The sequence below is a fragment of the Maribacter sp. 1_MG-2023 genome (genome assembly GCF_030547005.1).
Lineage (GTDB): Bacteria > Bacteroidota > Bacteroidia > Flavobacteriales > Flavobacteriaceae > Maribacter.
In genome coordinates this window covers 1-20,995 of record NZ_JAUOPN010000015.1, presented here as the reverse complement: position 1 = coordinate 20,995, position 20,995 = coordinate 1, and the positions used below count along the sequence as shown (strand labels likewise).

Annotated in this window: 20 protein-coding genes; 15 read left to right on the top strand and 5 right to left on the bottom strand. The window is 34.4% G+C overall.

Annotation, left to right across the window (positions count from 1 at the left end; genetic code table 11):
* Positions 1-11 precede the first annotated feature (11 nt).
* Genes Q4500_RS15265 through Q4500_RS15250 form a run of 4 tightly spaced genes read left to right on the top strand, consistent with a single transcriptional unit; the run spans position 12 to position 2,800 of the window.
* Positions 12-518 (top strand): rhodanese-like domain-containing protein, encoded by a 507-nt coding sequence (locus Q4500_RS15265; RefSeq protein WP_303600467.1) that lies wholly within the window; start codon positions 12-14, stop codon positions 516-518.
* A 49-nt stretch (positions 519-567) separates the two neighbouring features.
* Complete coding sequence (locus Q4500_RS15260) at positions 568-1,239, top strand: TIGR04282 family arsenosugar biosynthesis glycosyltransferase (RefSeq protein WP_303600521.1); 672 nt, start codon at positions 568-570, stop codon at positions 1,237-1,239.
* Complete coding sequence (locus Q4500_RS15255; RefSeq protein WP_299800609.1) at positions 1,236-2,051, top strand: purine-nucleoside phosphorylase; 816 nt, start codon at positions 1,236-1,238, stop codon at positions 2,049-2,051. Before Q4500_RS15260 ends, Q4500_RS15255 begins: the two co-directional genes overlap by 4 nt.
* A 44-nt stretch (positions 2,052-2,095) precedes the next feature.
* Positions 2,096-2,800: a TIGR04283 family arsenosugar biosynthesis glycosyltransferase gene (locus Q4500_RS15250; RefSeq protein ID WP_303600466.1), complete on the top strand. Its 705-nt coding sequence runs from the start codon at positions 2,096-2,098 to the stop codon at positions 2,798-2,800.
* A gap of 3 nt (positions 2,801-2,803) precedes the next feature.
* On the opposite strand, the gene Q4500_RS15245 is transcribed toward Q4500_RS15250, so the two are convergent.
* The 4 genes from Q4500_RS15245 to Q4500_RS15230 all read right to left on the bottom strand — a co-directional run bounded on the left by Q4500_RS15245 (position 2,804) and on the right by Q4500_RS15230 (position 6,959).
* A complete protein-coding gene (locus tag Q4500_RS15245) occupies positions 2,804-3,757 on the bottom strand; it encodes an N-acetylmuramoyl-L-alanine amidase (RefSeq protein WP_303600465.1) in 954 nt (317 codons plus the stop codon).
* Between the two features lie 147 nt (positions 3,758-3,904).
* On the bottom strand, positions 3,905-5,170 hold the full coding sequence (locus Q4500_RS15240) for an outer membrane protein assembly factor (protein WP_303600464.1): 1,266 nt from the start codon (positions 5,168-5,170) through the stop codon (positions 3,905-3,907).
* Positions 5,171-5,342: 172 nt separating this feature from the next.
* A complete protein-coding gene (locus tag Q4500_RS15235; RefSeq protein ID WP_303600463.1) occupies positions 5,343-6,218 on the bottom strand; it encodes a hypothetical protein in 876 nt (291 codons plus the stop codon).
* 24 nt (positions 6,219-6,242) lie between these two features.
* Positions 6,243-6,959 carry a DUF547 domain-containing protein gene (locus Q4500_RS15230; RefSeq protein WP_303600462.1) on the bottom strand — a complete coding sequence of 239 codons (717 nt, stop codon included), beginning with the start codon at positions 6,957-6,959 and terminating at the stop codon, positions 6,243-6,245.
* A 276-nt stretch (positions 6,960-7,235) separates the two neighbouring features.
* On the opposite strand from Q4500_RS15230, the gene Q4500_RS15225 reads away from it, so the two are divergent.
* From Q4500_RS15225 to Q4500_RS15200, 6 genes are all read left to right on the top strand, one after another.
* Positions 7,236-8,582 (top strand): NAD(P)/FAD-dependent oxidoreductase, encoded by a 1,347-nt coding sequence (locus tag Q4500_RS15225; RefSeq protein WP_303600461.1) that lies wholly within the window; start codon positions 7,236-7,238, stop codon positions 8,580-8,582.
* 29 nt (positions 8,583-8,611) lie between these two features.
* A complete protein-coding gene (locus Q4500_RS15220) occupies positions 8,612-10,195 on the top strand; it encodes a 4Fe-4S dicluster domain-containing protein (protein ID WP_303600460.1) in 1,584 nt (527 codons plus the stop codon).
* A gap of 152 nt (positions 10,196-10,347) precedes the next feature.
* Positions 10,348-12,753: an alpha-L-rhamnosidase C-terminal domain-containing protein gene (locus Q4500_RS15215; protein ID WP_303600459.1), complete on the top strand. Its 2,406-nt coding sequence runs from the start codon at positions 10,348-10,350 to the stop codon at positions 12,751-12,753.
* Between the two features lie 56 nt (positions 12,754-12,809).
* Positions 12,810-13,301, top strand: a complete 492-nt coding sequence (locus tag Q4500_RS15210) for a toxin-antitoxin system YwqK family antitoxin (RefSeq protein WP_303600458.1) — start codon at positions 12,810-12,812, stop codon at positions 13,299-13,301.
* Positions 13,301-13,990 (top strand): glycosyltransferase family 2 protein, encoded by a 690-nt coding sequence (locus Q4500_RS15205; protein ID WP_303600457.1) that lies wholly within the window; start codon positions 13,301-13,303, stop codon positions 13,988-13,990. Before Q4500_RS15210 ends, Q4500_RS15205 begins: the two co-directional genes overlap by 1 nt.
* Position 13,991: 1 nt before the next feature.
* Entirely contained in the window at positions 13,992-15,476 is a 1,485-nt protein-coding gene (locus Q4500_RS15200) for a cellulose synthase family protein (protein ID WP_303600456.1), read from the top strand.
* 74 nt (positions 15,477-15,550) lie between these two features.
* On the opposite strand, the gene Q4500_RS15195 is transcribed toward Q4500_RS15200, so the two are convergent.
* A complete protein-coding gene (locus tag Q4500_RS15195) occupies positions 15,551-15,922 on the bottom strand; it encodes a hypothetical protein (RefSeq protein ID WP_303600455.1) in 372 nt (123 codons plus the stop codon).
* A 70-nt stretch (positions 15,923-15,992) separates the two neighbouring features.
* Between Q4500_RS15195 and xerA the strand changes: the two genes are divergently transcribed.
* The 5 genes from xerA to Q4500_RS15170 all read left to right on the top strand — a co-directional run bounded on the left by xerA (position 15,993) and on the right by Q4500_RS15170 (position 20,728).
* Positions 15,993-17,120 (top strand): site-specific tyrosine recombinase/integron integrase, encoded by a 1,128-nt coding sequence (xerA, locus tag Q4500_RS15190; protein ID WP_303600454.1) that lies wholly within the window; start codon positions 15,993-15,995, stop codon positions 17,118-17,120.
* Between the two features lie 70 nt (positions 17,121-17,190).
* Positions 17,191-18,207, top strand: coding sequence for a hypothetical protein (locus tag Q4500_RS15185; protein ID WP_303600453.1), 1,017 nt, complete (start codon positions 17,191-17,193; stop codon positions 18,205-18,207).
* 402 nt (positions 18,208-18,609) lie between these two features.
* Complete coding sequence (locus Q4500_RS15180) at positions 18,610-18,918, top strand: hypothetical protein (protein WP_303600452.1); 309 nt, start codon at positions 18,610-18,612, stop codon at positions 18,916-18,918.
* Between the two features lie 227 nt (positions 18,919-19,145).
* Positions 19,146-19,853 carry a DUF3667 domain-containing protein gene (locus Q4500_RS15175; protein WP_303600451.1) on the top strand — a complete coding sequence of 236 codons (708 nt, stop codon included), beginning with the start codon at positions 19,146-19,148 and terminating at the stop codon, positions 19,851-19,853.
* 212 nt (positions 19,854-20,065) lie between these two features.
* On the top strand, positions 20,066-20,728 hold the full coding sequence (locus Q4500_RS15170) for a hypothetical protein (protein ID WP_303600450.1): 663 nt from the start codon (positions 20,066-20,068) through the stop codon (positions 20,726-20,728).
* Positions 20,729-20,995 lie beyond the last annotated feature (267 nt).

Genomic DNA, 20,995 nt, shown 5'->3' with positions numbered 1-20,995 from the left:
CCTTTGTAGTAATGAAAATACTAAATTATAAGTTATTACTCTGTGTTCTTGCCTTCCTTTGTTTTTCAAAATATAGCTCGGGACAAGACAAAATTTCAAAGGCACTAAACTCTTGGAACCAAGGAACGATACCTTATGCGTATTTTGACAATTTACCCGAAACAGATTCTATCGCATATTTAGACACTAGAGAAAAAGAAGAATTTGAAGTAAGTCACCTTAAAAATGCTATTTGGGTCGGATATAAAAAATTCGACGAAAAAAAGGTACTGAAAACGATTACTAACAAATCGCAGCCCATAATCGTGTATTGTTCTATCGGTGTAAGATCAGAAGATATTGGTGAGAAGCTAAAAGAGTTGGGGTATACCAAAATTCTAAACTTGCATGGCGGTATTTTTGAATGGAAAAATAAAGGTGGTACCGTTTTTAACGACAAAGAAATTGCAACCGATAGCGTTCATGCTTTTAGTAAACACTGGGGCAAGCTTTTACAAGAAGGAATTAAAGTATACTAGTTAGGAGTTAGGAGTTAGGAGTTAGGAAAATTAAAAAAATACATTGGCAATACTACAGAACAATAAAGCAGTACGAGACGAGAAGGTCATAGATTTCACCCTCGCAAATTCAAACAATCTTTTACTGATTTTCACCAGAAACCCTGAATTGGGAAAGGGGAAAAGACGCTTAGCCGCTACGGTTGGCGACCAAGCTGCATTTGATATTTATAAATTTTTATTGGACCATACCGTAGCGATCACCAAAAACTTATATGCAGAAAAAGAGGTGTATTATTCCGAAGAAATTTGGGAAAACGATATCTGGGACAATCAAAAATTTGGTAAAAAATTACAAGTAGGCAAAGATTTAGGTATTCGAATGGCAAATGCCTTTCAAGAAGGATTTAAAAACGAATATCAAAAAATCATTATTATAGGTAGTGATATGCTTGATCTTTCTCAAGAAGATTTAGAAGAAGCATTTAAAGCTTTAGAGAAAAACGATTTTGTGGTGGGCCCTGCTGAAGATGGTGGATACTATTTACTAGGCATGAAGAAATTTTTACCAGCACTTTTCAAAAACAAAACATGGGGAACAGAAACCGTTTTAAAGGACACTTTAGCTGACCTTAAAAATGAAACTACTACCCTTTTAGAAACAAGAAACGACGTTGATTATTACGAGGATATAAAGGATAATGATGCCTTTGCTCCCTTTTTAAAACATATAAAATTATGATGAAAGATGAACTTTTAGAATCTGTAGCATACCTTAAAAACAAAGGTTTTGACAAACCAGAAATTGGAATTGTTTTAGGTACAGGATTAGGTAAATTAGTCAATAGTGTTGAAGACCCTATTGAAGCTCATTACAATCACATTCCATTTTTTCCATTGGCAACGGTTGAATTTCATACTGGTAAATTGGTATATGGTACCATTTCTGGTAAGAAAGTAGTTGTAATGCAAGGTCGTTTTCATCTTTACGAAGGCTACGATTTTTTAGATATCACCTACCCTATTCGCGTAATGCACATGTTGGGTATTTCTAAATTATTTATTTCTAATGCTGCAGGTGCAGTAAACCTTGATTATAAAAAGGGCGATATGATGCTGATCGAAGATCACATTAACCTACAGGGTGGTTCTCCTTTAGCATTTAAAGGTGTTAGTGAATTTGGCGAGCGTTTTGCAGACATGTCTGAGCCTTATGATTTAGATATGCGTAACAAATTGACCGCTATTGCCAAAGAACATAATATATCATTAAAAAGCGGAGTTTATGCTTCTGTAGTCGGCCCACAACTAGAAACAAAGGCTGAATATAGAATGATCAAATTAATTGGTGCAGATGCCGTGGGCATGAGTACTGTACCAGAGGTTATCGTTGCCAATCATTTGTCATTGCCTATTGTTGCCGTTTCTGTTTTGACAGATGAATGCGATCCAGACAATTTAAAACCTGTTGACATTAGCGAGATTATTTCTATTGCTGAAAAAACTGAACCTAAAATGGTGAAGTTATTTCAAGAATTAATTAAGCAATTGTAAGGAATACCAGTATTTGACTACCATAAGTAAGCAAACATTTTTTTATGAGTACTCACCAGGCAACCATAAGTATTATCATTCCGGTATTGAATGAAGAAAAGTACATTAAAGATGTACTTCTTGCCATTTCTACCAATGCGGGCACAAATCGCATAAAAGAAATACTAGTGGTTGATGGCGGTAGCACAGATCACACTGTTGCAAACGCTATAAAATATGGCGCATCTGTTGTTAACAGTAAAAAAGGACGTGCTGCACAAATGAACCTTGGTGCCTCTAAGGCATCTGGTGATATCCTTTATTTTTTACATGTAGATTCTTTACCTCCAAAAGATTTTGACAGTGCTATTTTAAATGAAATTGACCAAGGTTTTGAAGTGGGTTGCTTTCAAATGCGTTTTAACAGTAATAGCCGATTTTTAAAATTCTTTTCTTGGTGCACACGCATTAATCATCAAATTTGTCGAGGCGGCGACCAGTCTCTTTTCATCACCAGTAAACTATTTCAACAACTTAAAGGTTTCAATGAAAATTATGTTATTTACGAAGACAACGAATTCATTAGAAGAGTATACAAACTAAAACCTTTTAAAATTATTTCTTCTGCCGTAACTACTTCCGCACGACGTTATGAAGAGCGCGGCGAGTTACGATTGCAATGGCATTTCGGAATGATTCATTTAAAATACCATTTAGGCGCAAAACCAGCTGAGTTACACCAGTATTATTTAAAGTATATAGCGGCTTAATCTTTATTCCCCTTCAAAATCTAATAACATCCCTTCACTGATCCATTTGGCGAGTGCCTGGCGATTGTCTGGATCTAGAATTCTGATTTGATCTTTTTTATTCCTAATATTCCCTATCTCAATGTATGCCATTGCAGGATGCGTTTTCTTTACTAGATACAGCGATGTTCTATCTTCAAAAGTACCCGAATACGTTCTATTAGGCTGGTATTTTTTATACTTGGCTCCGAAGGTCTTATGAATGCTTTCTGCTAGTTTTTCTCCGTTTTTACTTTTCTCATGATGGTAAAAGAAAACATCTATATTTTGATTTTCACTTCTACTATCTACATGAGTAACAATCAATCGCTGGTATTTTTCTCTATTTTCTTTATACAGATCATTGACAATATCTACCCGTTGTTTCAATCTTGCCACTTGGTTTAGCGGTATTTTTTTATTCATATACGCAACCTCATCATGGTCGATTTCAAGAACGAAATCATCTCTAATGCCATCATTTTCATCTTGTATAATGATATAAACTTCTGCACCATGAGCCAATAATTCTTTAGCTAGCCGTAAAGTAATATCATAGGCATATTCATCTTCTGCTATCGCCTTACCTGCATAAACGCCCATCGCTCCTGGATCAGGACCACCGTGACCCGAAACTAAATAATAAACATTGCCTTCTAACCGTTCGCTTTTAGCAATAACCGTTTTATGCTTCTCTCCAAAAATATCATAAGAATCACTTTCTAGGGCTTTAATTTCTTTTGATTGCAACTGTAAAGAATCTACAATAGCCACCGTATCTAATTTTATTCTTGGAAGTACATAAACTCTACCAGCAACAAGATGTACACTATCGCGCAAATCATGATAGTTTAATTCTACAAATTCATCATAAGCTTCATACGGATTAACACCTTGCTTCCGTAACAGTGATAAAATGCCGTCTCCGGGTTCTGCCACAACCGTTTTCAACGAATCTTGCGCAGTGCAAAAAACGCTAAAAAACAATAAAAATAAAATTGTAAAACTGTTATATTTCATGCAATTATTAACGCAAGGTCTATGCCATAATTTATTTATCACCATCATTTGAATTACAAAAAATTGCTAAAAATATTGACCAATACCAAAGACAAAACCTTTGTCTCCATCTTTTGTTATTCCGTATCCATAGTCTATTCTAAAAATTGCATTGAAGATTCGTTTGTGCATAAATCTTATGCCTAAACCGGGATAAATTCTAAGGTTTCTTGTTTCAAGCAAATCATCAAAACCACCGGCAGGATTGCGCCAGGTACCTCCGTCAATGAAAGCATTTCCTTGTAAAACAAACTGATTCTTATCAATTAGCGTATGGCGAAACTCCGTATTCAATACAATCATTGCCGTACCTCTATCTATTGTATTTCCAACACCACGAATATTTAGATTATTATCAACCGTAAATGGAGCAAATGGGCTATCAACATTACTAGCCAAACCTAAACGCAACCTGTTTGCCCAATTGCCTTTACTTCCAAATCTTTTAAAATAAGTAAAATCATTAAAGCCAATTAAAAATTCAGGCAAACTGGCATTAGCGCTTCCTACATATTGAAAATTAAGCTGACTTCTAAACCCTTCTAAATAATGATAGAAATAATCCAAATTATTATAATCATAAATGAATTTAAACAAATGCTTATCTACCTTTAAACTTAAAGGGACTTCTACACTGGTAGAACCTTCAACATAACTATAGTCTTCTGTAAAAAGACTATAGCCCAACTCTATGCGATTGTTGATATTGAACTCATAAAGACCAAGTAGCTCAAACCCACTATTACTGTATTTATAATCGGCAGTATCATCTTCAAAAAATACCGGTTCTAGCGTTGTAAAATCATTATAGTTAAATGCTAGACCCAACTTTTTAGAAAACAAATAAGGAGCTCTCAAACCTATTCCATACGAACTGTAATTATCAAATTGATAAAATGCCCCAAGGGTTATGTTCTGACCCAGAAAATTAAATTCTTTCAATCCAATTCTAAAAGCAAAATCATCATTAGATGAACTAAATAAATTAGCAGAAGGAATTAAAGTAAAACTCTCCTCTATAACATAATTAACCTCAACACGATTATTTTTTAAAGCACGAACACTGTAATAGGCATGCGTTATTGAGGGCAACCTTTTTAAACGTAGCATATCTCTTTCCATTAAAAGAGAATCTATCACCATACCATTCTTAGCTTCCACAAAATTCTCTACAAAAGAAAGTTTAATTTTCTTAATTCCAGAAAATTTTAATGTATCAACCATGCTATTTTGTCCTTTCAATAGAAGAAAAGCAAACATCAATATTAGAAACGGAATAGATTTTAAATTCATTTTTTTAATACTCGTAACAAAATTTCCATGAACTGTATGCCTGTTTTATCAATATAGAACAAAAATAACATGTTATTAGCCAACTATTAAACCCTGGTTTATAAATACAAAAAAAAAGAGCCTAGTTGTTTATAACAACGAAAAGCTCTTTTAAGGAACACTCAAACTAATTTTAAAATATACCGCGCAACCCCAAATTGAAGGTCTGCCCTAGCCCTGTATTATTACCACGCACAAAGTTGGTATACAGCAGCTCTAAGTTCAAGGCATTTGTTAGTTGGTATTTTGCACCACCACCTAAGGCTGTAAAATCTTGTGTAAAGTTGTTACCTAAATCTAAACGCTGAGAATGCTGTGCCAATGCCAAAATGGTAAACTTACTTGATGGAAAATAGCTAAGAAATAAACCCGGACTTAGATTTAAGCTATTATTTGCAAAACTTTCATCTTTGTCACCAAAGCTTAATTCTGAATTGATTTCACTAAAAAGCTGCCATTTATCACCAGGAAAAGTATAGTCATAAAAGAATCTATTTTGCCAGATGTATCCCTTTTGATCTAAAAATACTCCGTTCTCTGTTTCATTATCCACCAACGGAATAAAGAAAGAACTTTGTACAGAAAAATTACTGACCGAAGCAATTGGCACAAACTTTACCGATGGCGCTATCGATGTTAGACCTGATCTGGCGGTGTTATTCTCTCCGTCAAACTTAAATACATCTAATGCACTTCTATCACCGACAACATTTGATCTAAATTCTAAAATAGCACCTACATTCCATCTTTTGTTCGTACCAACGCCTGTATACCCTTCAATGGTAGAAGTAAAAAATGTTTGTCTTGGCTCTTTACCTTCTGTAAATGTGCTTTCGGTCTGGGTATATAAATTATTAAACCATTTGATATCGTACTGCCCTTTGCCTACTAATTTCGAAGGTGTGTACTGTTGAATATTACTTTTTTGCTGCAAACTATCTTGACTATACCCTTTAAATAAGGCACAAAAAGCCACAGCAAGAAATAAATCTCTAGTTAAAATACTCATAATAAGGTTTTTAAATTTTGTTAATTATTTAGCTTCGTTCAAAGACCAGTCATAAGGGTAATAAGAAACCTTTGCATTTTCTGGTAATTGCTCTTTTCTATAGGTATTGATAAAATCTACTGTACTTCCTTTTTGTTCAAAATCTCCTTTATACCATTCGAACAATTGTGAAATCTGAGCTTTATTCTTATTTACTTTTATAAAGTTAGGATTATTTAACGCTAAAACGGTTTGCTTCTGTAACTGACTTTCTAATTCAGCTGGCTTATATGCGGTATTTATAATTGGAGGGCACCCCAAACCTGCACATACCAATACAAAATGGAATCTTGCCTCAGTCGGAAACTGTGCTCTTAGCAAATCATTCTCTATTCCGTTTAAGGTTATTGATTTTCCACCAACCTCGTGCTTTGTTTTATCGAAAAAGCCAGCAACATCTAAAGGCGATTTTAATGGGTAATTCTTAACAATTCCATCTATAACAAGCAGATTATAAACATTAATCCAAAAAGCTTGATAGGTAGCAGCATCAGATTTTGATACTGTAATGCCTTTGGCAGATTCCAATACTGCATTCAAAGCTTCGGGGTTATTTTTTATAGCTGCATACTTTACTTTACCATCAACTACATTGGTCTTAAAAAAGCTATCGCTCTTATTAAAAAAAGTAGCTACATCTTGTGCAGAAACACTGGTCACTATTAAAAGGAAAAACAAAGTCTGTATTAAAGTTCTTTTCATGGTATTTAAATTTATGATCGCTTTTGAGATTGTTTAGGTCGTGGCTTTTTTCAAAAACATACACTTCCTAAAAAATAAAATTTATTTTATTTAAAATTCTTAAGCTAATTAAGCACTGATTTACTGCGTGTTACAAATCTGTTTTAATTCTATTAAAACGCAAACTACGTTTAAAAGTATCACAGAGTTATAACAAGTTTATAATCTTTCTAAATAAAAAGGGTAGTGTTAAGTTCTTACCTTTAATACCGACACAACCATCAACAAAAGCATTTTATGGATCATATTGTAATTATTGGTAATGGCATAGCCGGAGTCACTTTAGCTAGACATATACGAAAGCTATCAGACAAAAGAATCACCATTATTTCTGCAGAAAGTGACTATTTCTTCTCCCGTACCGCATTAATGTATGTCTATATGGGCCACATGAAATTTGAACATACACAACCTTACGAAAACTGGTTTTGGAAGAAAAACAGAATCGACCTCGTAAACGGGTTTGTTAAAAAAGTGGAGACCGATACTAAAAAGCTAGTCTTAAAAGGTGGTTCATCTATTTCTTATGACAAACTAATCATCGCAACAGGTTCTAAACCGAACAAGTTTGGTTGGCCTGGTCAAGATTTAAAAGGTGTACAAGGTTTGTATTCCAAACAAGACCTTGAGATGCTTGAGAAAAATGCACCTAACAAAAAGGTTTGTAACCGTGCTGTAATTGTAGGTGGCGGACTTATAGGTATTGAAATGGCAGAAATGTTGCGTTCTCGCGAAATACCGGTTACTTTTTTAGTACGCGAAAAGAGCTTTTGGAACGGAGTATTACCTGCAGGTGAATCTGCAATGATCAACGAACATATTCTAGAACACCATATTGATTTACAGTTAGACACCAATCTTGAAAAGATAATTTCTGATGAAAATGGGCGTGCAAAAGCAGTAGTCACAGATAAAGGCGAAACCATTGAATGCAATGTGGTCGGCTTAACTGCTGGTGTAGCACCAAATATCGATTTTCTAAAAGATTCTGGCATTGAATTAGGCAGAGGTGTTAAGGTTAATCGATTTTTGGAGACCAACGTAAAAGATGTATTCGCCATTGGCGATTGTGCAGAACAGCATGAGGGTATTGGTAGCAGAAGACCAATAGAGGCTGTTTGGTATACAGGTAGAATGATGGGCGAAGCGCTTGCACAATCTATTTGCGGTAACCCAAGAGAATACAGTCCTGGTCACTGGTTCAATTCGGCTAAATTTTTAGATGTAGAATACCAAACCTACGGTTGGGTATTTAGCGAACGTAGTAAACAAGATAACGAACACCATTTTCATTGGCGCCATGCTTCTGAAAAGATATGTATAACGGTTGCCTTTGATAAAGACAGCCATCAATTCTTAGGTCTAAATACTTTTGGCATTCGAATGCGACACGAAATTTTTGACCAATGGTTGACAGAAAACAAAGATATTGACCATGTCATGACCTATTTAAAAGATGCCAATTTCGACCCAGAGTTCTTTAAACTTTATGAGGATGAGATTATCGCCAAATACAATGCTGATTTCAACAAGAATATCAGTGCAAAGAAAAAAAGCTGGAAACGTATTTTCAGTATCGCCTAACTAAATAACAAACACAAACAACACCTACTATGGGTAATTTTGACAGAAGTATGTCACTTGCGGGAGAACCGCCTAAAGCATTAAATACAGGTCAAAAATTGGCAATAGTAACAGGAATGATCGGTCTGGGCATTCTCATTCTACAATTGTTCAATTTAAACCTAGGTAATACTGCACTATGGTTAACGGTTTCAATTGTTGCCATTTTCGCAGGTATTATCTGGTTTTCTCAAGCTGCTTATGCACATAAACACAAGGGTATTAAAAATGACGGTGTTTGGTTTAAATCTATTTCTAGCCGTGGTGTTCTTGCCTGGATGGGTGGTATCGCCTTAACAGGGTTTTATATTGTGCTCTATTTCTATCCGCAGTATTTAGGTCTGGTAAAAGATGGCGACAACACAGGTTTAATTGCTTTATTTGACCCATTGAGTAAAGGACTTAGCGGTAACCCTGCCAGCCAATGGTTTGTTTACGGTACTATGTATACCGTTGCTATTTTGGCTTTTGGCGCTAAATTCATTTGGAAATACCGTCATAATAAATACGAGCAATTGAGAACGGTTAGTGTTATGTTTTTTCAGACTGCATTTGCCTTTTTTATTCCAGAAATCATGGCGCGCTTAAATGGTGATTTACCATATTACGATCTTAAAAACATGTGGCCCTTAAACTATTACAACTTTGAACGTTACCGTATTAATGGCTTTATAGATTCTGGTAGTGTTGGTATGACGATGTTGTTCTTCGGAATTATTTCGATTTTTGTAATCTCTCCTTTTTTAACCTATAAATACGGTAAACGTTGGTATTGCTCTTGGGTTTGTGGTTGCGGCGGATTGGCTGAGACTGCCGGTGACTCTTTTCGCCAGCTAAGTGATAAATCTAAATTTGCTTGGAAAGTTGAGCGTTGGGTTGTACACAGTGTGGTAGTATTCGTAACCTTAATGACTACAGCTGTTATTTACTCATATTTAGGAAATGACAGTAGTAAATACTGGTTAACAAAAACAATGTTCATCTCTGGTGTAGCAGTTATTTTGACTGCAGTATTTGCTTGGGTTATGATTTATAAAAGAGAAGAATTGGCGAAAGATGCCAAGTATGGTGCTATCGGCTACTTCACTATTATCGCTGTATTAATAGGAATGCACTTTTTTAGTGACTCAGCAAACATATTCATTTTCAAAGCAGAAACATTAAGAACCACTTATAGCTTTTTAATTGGTAGTATTTTTTCTGGTGTTATTGGAACAGGATTCTACCCTATTTTAGGTAATCGTGTCTGGTGCAGATTTGGGTGCCCAATGGCGGCTATGTTAGGTTTTCAACAACGTATGTTCTCTAAATTTAGAATTACGACCAATGGTGGTCAATGTATTTCTTGTGGTAACTGTTCTACCTATTGCGAAATGGGTATCGATGTTCGTGCCTATGCTCAAAAAGGAGAAAATATTGTACGTTCTAGTTGTGTAGGCTGTGGTATTTGTTCTGCGGTTTGCCCAAGGGGAGTTTTAAAATTAGAAAACGGACCTGAAAAAGGACGTATTAATTCTCAAGATGTTTTATTAGGTAACGATGTTGATTTAATGGATCTAGTGAACAAGAAATAGATCTAATTTCTAAAATAAAATATGCTTTTTTTTGCATTGGGACTTATAAACTCAAGTGCACTTAAATTAGATAACAGGAAAAAGCTCATGAAAGACTGGTTTTTACTATTCTTTCATGATCTTTACAACCAAATTACATCAAAATATATTACATGAATCGCTTGTTTTCTTTCTTACTATTAGTGTCTCTTTCTGTTCAATCGCAAACGGAAGTCAATTACCCTGAAGTTATTTATGGTAAGGAGAACATTAGTGCCAGTTGGGTAAGCCACCCAGATGTTAAAGGTGGCGAAGACACAGCCGTGTTGTTTCGTAATACCTTTGAAGTAGCAGATCCCAAAGCTGATTTTATTATCAATATTTCTGCAGACAACCATTATTACCTATATGTTAACGGTCAGTTTATTACTCACGGACCTCAATTGAGCGATATTCAGCACTACAAATACGAAACCTTAAACCTGAAAGATTACCTGAACCAAGGGAAAAATGTTATTGCCGTTAAGGTGATTAATTTTGGTAAAAGAAGATTTTTAGGCATGCAGTCCATTTTCACCAGTTTAATGGTAAATGGCGTTACTGAAAATGCTAAAATCATTAATACCACCGGGTTCAATGATACTTGGGTAAGCACCATTGATGAATCGTACAAAGCGAACGAAGTAGTTTGGAGAGGTGATGGAGAAAAGGCAATCGTTGGCGGATTCTATGCCAATAACCCTACTGATATTGTTGATATGAACAACTACCCTACTCATTGGGAAAAGTTAGATTTTGATCATACTAACTGGAAAAAAGTTGAATTTTTTGAGAATGCCAGTAGCATGGGCGGCTCTATTGCTTATTTATTAGAGCCTCGTAATTTACCTTTGCTTTCATGGGATGAGGAAAGAATTGCAAGTATTGTTCGTTCTTCGACACCTATCAAAACCGAGTTTCCGGTGTTGGGTACTTTGAAGCTTGCCCCGAATACAAAAACTACTTTTCTATTAGATCAACAATACGTTACTAACGGATTCCCAGAATTAATCTTCAGTAAAGGAAAATCATCAATAATTACTATTAAGTACGCTGAGAACCTATTCGGAGACAACAATGCAAAAGGGGACCGAAACGACTTAAAGAACAAAAAACTTTTAGGTTATTACGATGAAGTTATTTCTAACGGAAAAGATGAACAGAAATTCATTCCGAACTGGATGCGTACGTTTCGGTTTATTGAGTTTGAAATTGAAACCAAAGACCAAGAACTTGTTCTTGAAAATTTCGTAAATCATAGATCAAGAACTACCATACCTTCTATTGCAAAATTCACTTCAGATGACGACATATACAATGATATTTTTGACATCTGTAAGCGTACTATTGATATTTGTACCCAAGATTACTTTTTAAGTGATGCCTATTATGAAACTATGCAGTATGTGGGCGATACTAAAATACAAGGCTTAATTTGGAAGGCTTTAAGCGGTAATGCCGAACATACCAAAAATGCGATTCGCCAGTTTGACCATTCTAGAGATTCTGACGGTAATATTCTAGGAGCTTACCCACTGCGATCGACCTTTATTTACCCTACCTACTCTTTGGTTTGGATAGATATGATTGCCGATCAGTACAATACTTCTGGCAACAAAGAATTTATTCATACCTATAAAGATGGCATTATTAATACCCTTGCCGGATTTGAGAAGAATATGAACGACCTTAATTTGGTCAACAAAACACCATACCGCTATTTTATAGATTGGTATACCGGACCGAATAACGGTAGCGGAACCGCTACTAAAAACGACGGACTCAACTCTGCCGTAGTTAGTTTGCATTATGTGGATGCCTTACAAAATGCATCTCGCCTTTTTAATGAAATTGGCGACGAGCAGACTGCTATCAATTATAAAAATCGTGCTGATGAAATTATTAAATCGGTATACGAATTGTGTTATGATACTGAAAGAAATCTTTTTGCAGAGCGCCCAGATAAAACCATTTATGATCAGCATACCAATATCATGGCAATATTGACCGATGCTATACCAGAGAATGATCAGCGTGCACTTTTAGATAAAATTCTAAACGAAGAAGATTTATTACAAGCAACCTATTACTACCGTTTTTATCTTTTTGAAGCGATTAAAAAATTAGGGGCGCCAGAATTATTTGATGTTGCCCAGAAACCATGGGAGCAAATGATCGAAGACCACATGACCACTACTTTAGAGCGTTTTGAAAGTGTTGAAAAACCTACAAGATCAGAGGTACACCCGTGGAGTGCATCGCCCGCATATTTTTATTTTAATTATTTGGCAGGCATCCGATCTGTAAAAAATGATTTTGAAGAGGTAGAAATTGCTCCGGCATTCGGAAAACTTAATGAAATAAAAGGCTTACTTCCTACATCAAAAGGGAATATTGAATTTGAATTAAAAAGAAACAAGCATAAATTATCCGCAGAAATAACCCTTCCTACAACCATAAAAGGAAAGGTAGTTTGGCAAGGAACTGAGGTTGAACTAAAACCTGGAAATAATACATACACTCTAAAAAGCGCTAAATAATATAGCAATTTAGACGTCTGTCTCGATACAGCAATAAACATGAAATATTAAAAAAAATGAAGCTATTTAAACTCTTTTACGCCGCACTTATTTGCTTAGGATTGTTAGCTTTTATAAATCCTGAAGACAAACGCTACGAACGTACCTATTATGATGACGGAACCTTAGAAAGTGAAGGCTGGATTCGCTATAGTACAAAAACGGATTATTGGACTTTCTACCACCCAAACGGTTACAAATCTGAACAAGGTTTTTACGCATACGGTAAGAAAGAGAAATATTGGTTCTTTTTTAGCGAAGACCGTATTAGAACCAAAGAGGGGAAATTCGTTGAAAATAAAGAAATAGGTTGGTGGTTGTTTTACGACAGAAAGGGAAGCGTAAACCACAAATGCCAGTTAACAAAAGGAATTAAAGACGGATATTGCCTAAAATACAAGGACACAAAATTGATATCTGCAGAGAAATATAACAAGGGTGAAAAAGTAAAAGAATGGACATCTTTTCGCGCTTTCACCAGTGAAAATAGTTTATCAGATTTAAAATAATGACAGACATTAAAGTAATAATACCAGCTTTTAACGAAGCAGAATCCATTGCCCATGTCATCAACGAGCTACCAAAATCGGTATCTGAGGTAATCGTTGTGAACAATAATTCTACCGACGATACCGTAAAAAATGCGGAAATCGCAGGTGCTACGGTACTTACAGAGACTAAAAAAGGTTATGGTTATGCCTGCCTTAAAGGCTTAGATTATGTTGCTTCGACATCTAAACAACCAGACATTATCGTATTTATTGACGGAGACTATTCTGATTATCCCGAGGAGCTTGATAAAGTTGTTGCTCCTATTTTGGAAAATAATATTGATTTTGTAGTTGGCGCCAGAACTAAGGGTTTACGAGAAGAAGGCTCCATGACTCCGCAACAAATTTTTGGCAACTGGTTGGCGACATTTTTAATGCGATTATTTTTTGGCGCAAAATTTACGGATTTAGGCCCTTTTAGGGCAATTAAATACGAAAAGCTCAAGGAATTGAACATGGAAGACAAAACTTATGGATGGACGGTTGAAATGCAACTAAAAGTTCTTAAGAAAAAAATGACATATACCGAAGTACCAGTGCGTTACAAACGAAGAATTGGCATCTCTAAAGTGTCAGGAACCGTAAAAGGTAGTATATTTGCAGGCATAAAAATTTTGGGGTGGATCTTCAAATACAGTATAAAATAATATGGCATTAGCTCTAGCGTATCTTATTATCGTAATTTATAGTATCTCTTTACTATTGATTTTCTTTTATAGCTTGGCGCAGCTGAACTTGCTAATCAATTACTTATCACAAAAAAGAGAGAATACAACAGCTCCAAAATTTAATCTATTAGACCCAAAAGAAATTCCGTTCGTAACCATTCAACTCCCTGTATTTAACGAGGAGTATGTTATGGATCGTTTATTGGAAAACATCGCTAAAATAGAATACCCTAAAAGTAAATTAGAGATTCAGGTTTTAGATGACTCTACAGATGACACCGTAATTACTACTGCTGCCACTGTTACAAAATTACAAGAGACCGGTTTAGATATTCAACATATTACAAGAACTGATCGTTCTGGATTTAAAGCGGGTGCCTTAAAAGAAGGACTTAAAGTAGCTAAGGGTGAATTCATTGCCATTTTTGATGCTGATTTTTTACCGGCTTCAGATTGGTTGAAGAAGACCGTTATCTATTTTAAAGATGAAGAGATTGGTGTGGTACAGACCCGTTGGGGCCACTTGAACCGCGACTACTCTACTTTGACTAAAATACAGGCATTCGCCTTAGATGCGCATTTTACTTTAGAACAAGTGGGTCGTAATAGTAAAGGACATTTCATCAACTTTAACGGTACCGCAGGTATTTGGCGTAAAGAGTGTATTATCGATGCCGGTAACTGGGAAGGCGATACACTTACAGAAGATCTTGACCTTAGCTACCGCGCACAGTTGAAAGACTGGAAATTCAAGTATTTAGAAAATGTAGAGACTCCTGCAGAGTTACCTGTAGTTATAAGTGCCGCACGTTCTCAACAATTTCGTTGGAACAAAGGTGGTGCAGAGAACTTTAGAAAAACAGTATGGAGCGTTATAACTGCAAAAAATATTCCTTTTAAAACAAAGTTTCACGGGGTAATGCATTTACTGAACAGCTCAATGTTCTTATGTGTATTCTTAGTTGCTTTATTAAGCATACCATCGCTTTATATTAAGAATACGTACGGGCATTTAGACTGGGTATTCTCACTACTAAGTTTGTTCACCGTAAGTACGATCATATTATTCGTTTGCTATTGGTTTACTTACAAGAGTATACAAGGCAGTGGCTTTAACAACTTTGTAGATTACATACGTATCTTCTTTACCTTTTTCTCTGTTGCCTTAGGTTTCTCTTTACACAATACCATTGCAGTAATTGAAGGTCATATGGGTAAAAGAAGTGAATTTGTACGAACACCAAAATTCAATATTAGCACCATTAAGCAAAGCTGGAAAGGTAACAAGTATTTAGCTAAAAAATTATCGCCAAATATGATATTGGAATTTGCTTTAATGATTTATTTCATGTTCGGTATGTATAGCGCAATACCATTAAATGATTTCGGACTGTTTCCGTTTCACTTTATGCTATTCTTGGGCTTTGGGTTCGTATTCTTTAAATCACTGACCTCAAGAGCGTAAAACAGCTTTAAATAAGATATTAAAAAGGGATAGCTATTGGCTGTCCCTTTTTTTATGTTAAATCATCTTATTGATCAATCATACATATAATCTTGCCATTGTACAATTAGATACTTCTGCACTCCTTTTCTATTCATACTTAAAAATCCAAAATCATAACAAAATAAATAAAGCTCCCCTTTCTTCGTTTTCCAATAATGCGTAAAATATTTAGGATTAAATCCGTCGTTTAAGAGAACAGTACTTCTAATGGTAGTAAAGCCAGATTTATTATACCTTTTTAAAAGTCTTCTATTTCTTTTCAACTGCTTGTCGACCATTAAATAGAAAACTTCTTGTTTCTGTACATTTTCATATTGATGTATCGATTTACATTTTGCCGAACAAAATTTCTTATCGGATCTTCCGACAACTTCAATATTGCACTCTGGACATCTTTTTTTCATAAACGAATGTAAACGTATATTACCCAGTTAATATACTGCTAATTATTTTATTTTCAATTATTCTTACAACATGAATCCATTAAAGTCAATAACCTTATACCATTTAATGATTAAAGATCAGAAGATGATCGGTATCAAATTCTCACCAGATAAATTGATACAGAACTTGATCAAGGGTCTTCCTAACCCTAAATGGAGTCAACAATATAATATGGCTTATATACCGAACACAAAAGAAAACTTGGGAATTCTCTTTACTACTTTTAAAGGCATCGTATGGATTAATTACAATAAATTTCACCCCAACAAACCTGTCAACACTACTAATGAAATAGTGGACGTACAATGGTTTAGAAAAAGGATAATAGTACCAGGCTACCGACTTTGCCCAGAAGAATACTTATTAAAACTGGAACTAAAAAAATACGCCAATAGTACGGTTAAAACTTATGTAACTTACTTTGAAACGTTCATTAACCATTATAGAGAAAGAAAATTAGAAACGCTTGATGAAAGAGACATACGGGCTTATCTACAAGTACTAATTCAAAGAAATGTATCTAACTCTTATTTAAATCAAGTCATCAACTCCATTAAGTTTTATTACGAAGTTGTATTAGGAATGCCTAATCGGTTTTATGAAATAGAACGACCAAGAAAACAGCATAAACTACCCAAGGTTATTTCTAAAGAAGAAATAATAGCTGTAATTGACAGCACCAACAACTTAAAGCATCGATGTATCATTAAAATGCTATATGGTTCTGGTTTGCGCCGGAGTGAGCTTTTAAATTTAAAAATTAAAGATATTGACAGTAAAAGAATGCTTATACGTGTCGAAAATTCAAAAGGCAATAAGGATAGGTATACACTATTATCAGAATCAGCTCTTAAAGACCTTCGTTTATATTTTAAAGAATGGAAACCACAAGAATATTTATTTGAAGGTCGAAAAGCCACAAAATATTCTGCTGTTAGTGTATTGGGGGTAGTAAAAAATGCTGCGATTAAAGCAAAAATCACTCAAAACGTTACTCCACATGTACTACGACATAGTTTTGCTACTCACTTACTAGAATCTGGAGTTGATTTAAGACAAATTCAGGTTCTTTTAGGACATGGCTCTAGTAAAACTACAGAAATATACACTCATGTTGCTACAAATACTTTTAAAGAAATTAAAAATCCATTAGATTAGTGATTCAAAAATAGATATAAAGTAACTTGTTACCTTATACAATTGTTGTCATTAATTTTAAAAAAACCGAATGACCATTAAAAATTTAGTCATAATTCTTGTCCTATTAATCTGTACAAAAGGAAAATCTCAGGAGAAATATGACATATCGAAATCGACACTTTCTGATTTTATAGCTATCGAAAAACAGTTTGTGGGAGGAAAAATATTGGACGAATCTGTAAACTCGCTCACTGAGGAATTGGATATAGCATCTTTTATTAGACAGGACAATAGCGTTCCGAACTTGGACTTAATAGTACGCTATGTTTTTTCCAAAAAAGATTCGTTAATTAAAGAAATTAGATATGAACTTGACATAGCAAACTTTGACGAAAAAATAGAAAATAAACAGGACAAAGACTTTAGAACATCTTTGGCGAATCACTATATATTGATTGAACAACAGTTATCCGAAGAATTAGGAAAAAGTCATAAAACAGGAGAATTCACGAAAAAAAGCATCATAGACGGAGAAAAAGATTATTATAAGAAAAATACTTGGACTGTTGGGAATACTCGAATTGACCTGATTTTGGAAATGTCTAATTCTCTTCATAAGAAAAAGAATATTTACCCAATCCACAAGATTTTAATAGTTTACAGAACATTAGTAAACGATTCAAAATTGAACGGAACAGAATACGTTGGAAGTAAAGACCGAACAAAATTAATAGAAAAAAACAAATCATTACCTAAGTTTAAAAACAAGTCAAGAATTCCTTTAATATCGGAATGTAAAAAAAATCATACGGAGGCTTGTTTTCAAAATGCAATTAGCAACAAAATATTAAGCAGGGCAAATCAATACAAAATAGTTTTACCAGCCGACACTTTAAAAGTTCGTATAAGAATTAATAAAGATGGCTCGACAACACTTTCGGAGAATCAAACCAAAAATCCTGAATTAAAAAAAATTACTGAAGATGTAGTAAATTCATTAAAAGACATTGAGCCAGCATACATTAAGAGTAAAGAAACTTATGAAACAGTTTCTTATTCTTGGTATGTAATTTTCAGGAATAACGAAATAACAAACAGACAGTAGCGGGAAAAAACTAATGACAACAATGGCTATAGCAAACAGGGCGTAAAGTGTTGAATCCATTGGCTTGGTCGTGTTTACAAAGTCCGCAAAATCTTTGGGATTTTGCTTTGTCCAGAAAAAAAAAAAAGAAAACCCAAAGGTTTTGCTAAGTGAGTGGAGGAAATTTTAGTGCCTGTCCGCTGCCCTACTTGCCATAGCCGCGCCGTTGTCATTAATTATGAAGAAGCTTATAGTTAAATGAACAATAACTCACTCAACAAAAGGAATTAAGTATTGAAAGCTAATAACACTAGAAATATAAAACTGAAAGGTTATCGAAATATTAGCGATTTCAAAATTGGACTAATTCAAAAGCTAAAACTATATAATCCCAAACGAGATTCTGAAATTGAATTTTATAAAATGCTGGAGGGATATTTAGAACGGAATAGAGGAACAGCATTTGAGATGGTTATATCTAAGTCCGAATTATATAAAACACTCTATTCTACAATTCTTGGAGAACTAACAAAACAAGAAATCCCAAAGAATTATCCACGAAACGCATCGAATATGGAAACTCAAGCCTTCTATACTCCAATAAGTGAAGAAAGTCGTAAACTGAGTGAGGAACAAGCTAAAAATAAAGCAGATAAGGATATGGAGATATTTTTAAACGAACTCAACAAGATAAACGGATTTGAAAATTTTAATATTGTTGTGCAAGAATAACTAATGACAACAAAACCTATAAACAATACGGGCTTTGGGCTTAAACGTTAAGGTCTGTGTATATTTATAATGTCGCGAAATCTTTGGGATTTCGCTTTGACACAAAAAAAGAAAAAACAAAACCAAAAGATTTCGCTATGTGATTGCCGGAAAACAAACGCTAGTTTGCTCCCGTACTGTTCATAGCTCAACCGTTAGCTGTAATTATAAAAAAGTAAAGAACACCATTGAATATTTGTAAAAAATGTAACACCGAATTTAATGGCAATTTTTGTCCAAGTTGTGGTTTTCCTATTAAACTGAAAACAATTGATGGAGAGTATATTTTTGATGAATTTAAGAGCGTCTTTAATTTAGAAAAAGGAATTTTTTTTACCGTTAAGAACTTGTTCTTAAAACCTGGACCAACAGTTCGTGAGTTCATGAATGAGGATAGGACTAAATTAGTTAAGCCTATCTTATTTTTAATAATATGCTCATTACTTTTCACTTTAGCTCAACAGTTTTTGAACTTCCAAAGCTATTTTATGGACTTTCAAGAGGAATCAATTTTCCAAAAACTATTTGAATGGCTTTCTAAAAATTACGGTTATTCAAATATCTTAATGGCAATTCCCATTGCTTTGTGGACAAAAATATTTTTTCGAAAACAAAACTATAACTACTATCAAATTTTTACCATACTTTCTTATTTTATAGGTATTTCGGTATTAATTCAAACAATTTTTGGAATTATTAATGGAACTACCAACCTTAAAGTAGTGCAAATTGGATTTATTATTGGGTCAATTTATGTTGCTTGGGCAATTGGACAATTTTTTGAACGACCGAAAAGATGGAGCTATTTCAAAGGGTTCTTGAGCTACATTCTAGGCGCTATAACTTTTTTAATTCTAGTTGTCTCAATTGGTTATGTTACTTTAAAAATATTGTGAAAATAACTACAGCTAACAATGCCTAAACGTAATGCGGACTTTAGGGCAAAACCGAAAGGTATGTGTATATTTATGATGTCGCTAAATCTTATGGATTTAGCTTTAAAATAGAAAAAATAAATCAAAACAATAAGCTTTAGCTTCGTGCGCAGACGGAAACTCAACGTTTCCTTACTACCGCACTACGCTTAGCCGAGACGTTGTAACCAATTATGACAGAACTTTATAACCTAATACAAACAAATGGACCAGGAGTATTAATAATACTTGCTGTGCTCTTTTTTGGAAAACAATTAATTGAATACTTCTTTTCGGAAACTATTGAATTGAAAAAAACTGAACTGAACCAAGAATTGGAAAACCATAAAATGAAGTTGGAGCAGCAAAATCAAGACTTCCAACACAATTTGGATTTAAAACTTAATGAGTTTAATATTCAATTTTCCAAATTACATCAAGACAGAGCTGAAGTAGTCAAAGAACTATATCATAAGTTAATCGAATTACAGGCAGCGATGACGGATTTCACAAGACGGATGCACGCAGTAATCGAAGACGCAGAAAAGGAGAAAGAAGAACGAATCACTAGAGTAAATAAAGGACTTATAGATTTTGTGAATTACTATTTACCTAATAGAATTTACTTTGATAAAGATTTGGCGGAAAAATTGGACAACCTTGCAAATGAGTATAGGAATAAAGGCTGGGATTTTGCGCAAATGAGCAGTTATTTGAGTGAATCAGGAATGACTAGAGAGCTCTATGAAGAATACTCTAACAAAACAAAAGAGATATCTCAGTTTGTTAAAGACGAATTTCCGAAAGTAATAGAGGATTTGGAAGAAGAATTCAGAACGTTATTGGGCGTAAAATAACTGGTTACAACAACGTATATAAAACATAGCTAGTAAGTGCTAAACCGAAAGGTTTGTGCTTATTTGCGAAGCCGCCAAATTTTTAAATTTGGCTTTTAAAAGAGAAAAAGTAAAAACAAAACATAAAAATTCGGCTCTGTGTTTATCCGAAAGGTTTGCGTTATTTTACACGCTACGTTTCATATACAAACCGTTGTAAGTAATTTGGCATCGCTAATGTTCTTTTTGCTTAGGATTACCTGAGATATATTGTGGATATAAAAATCG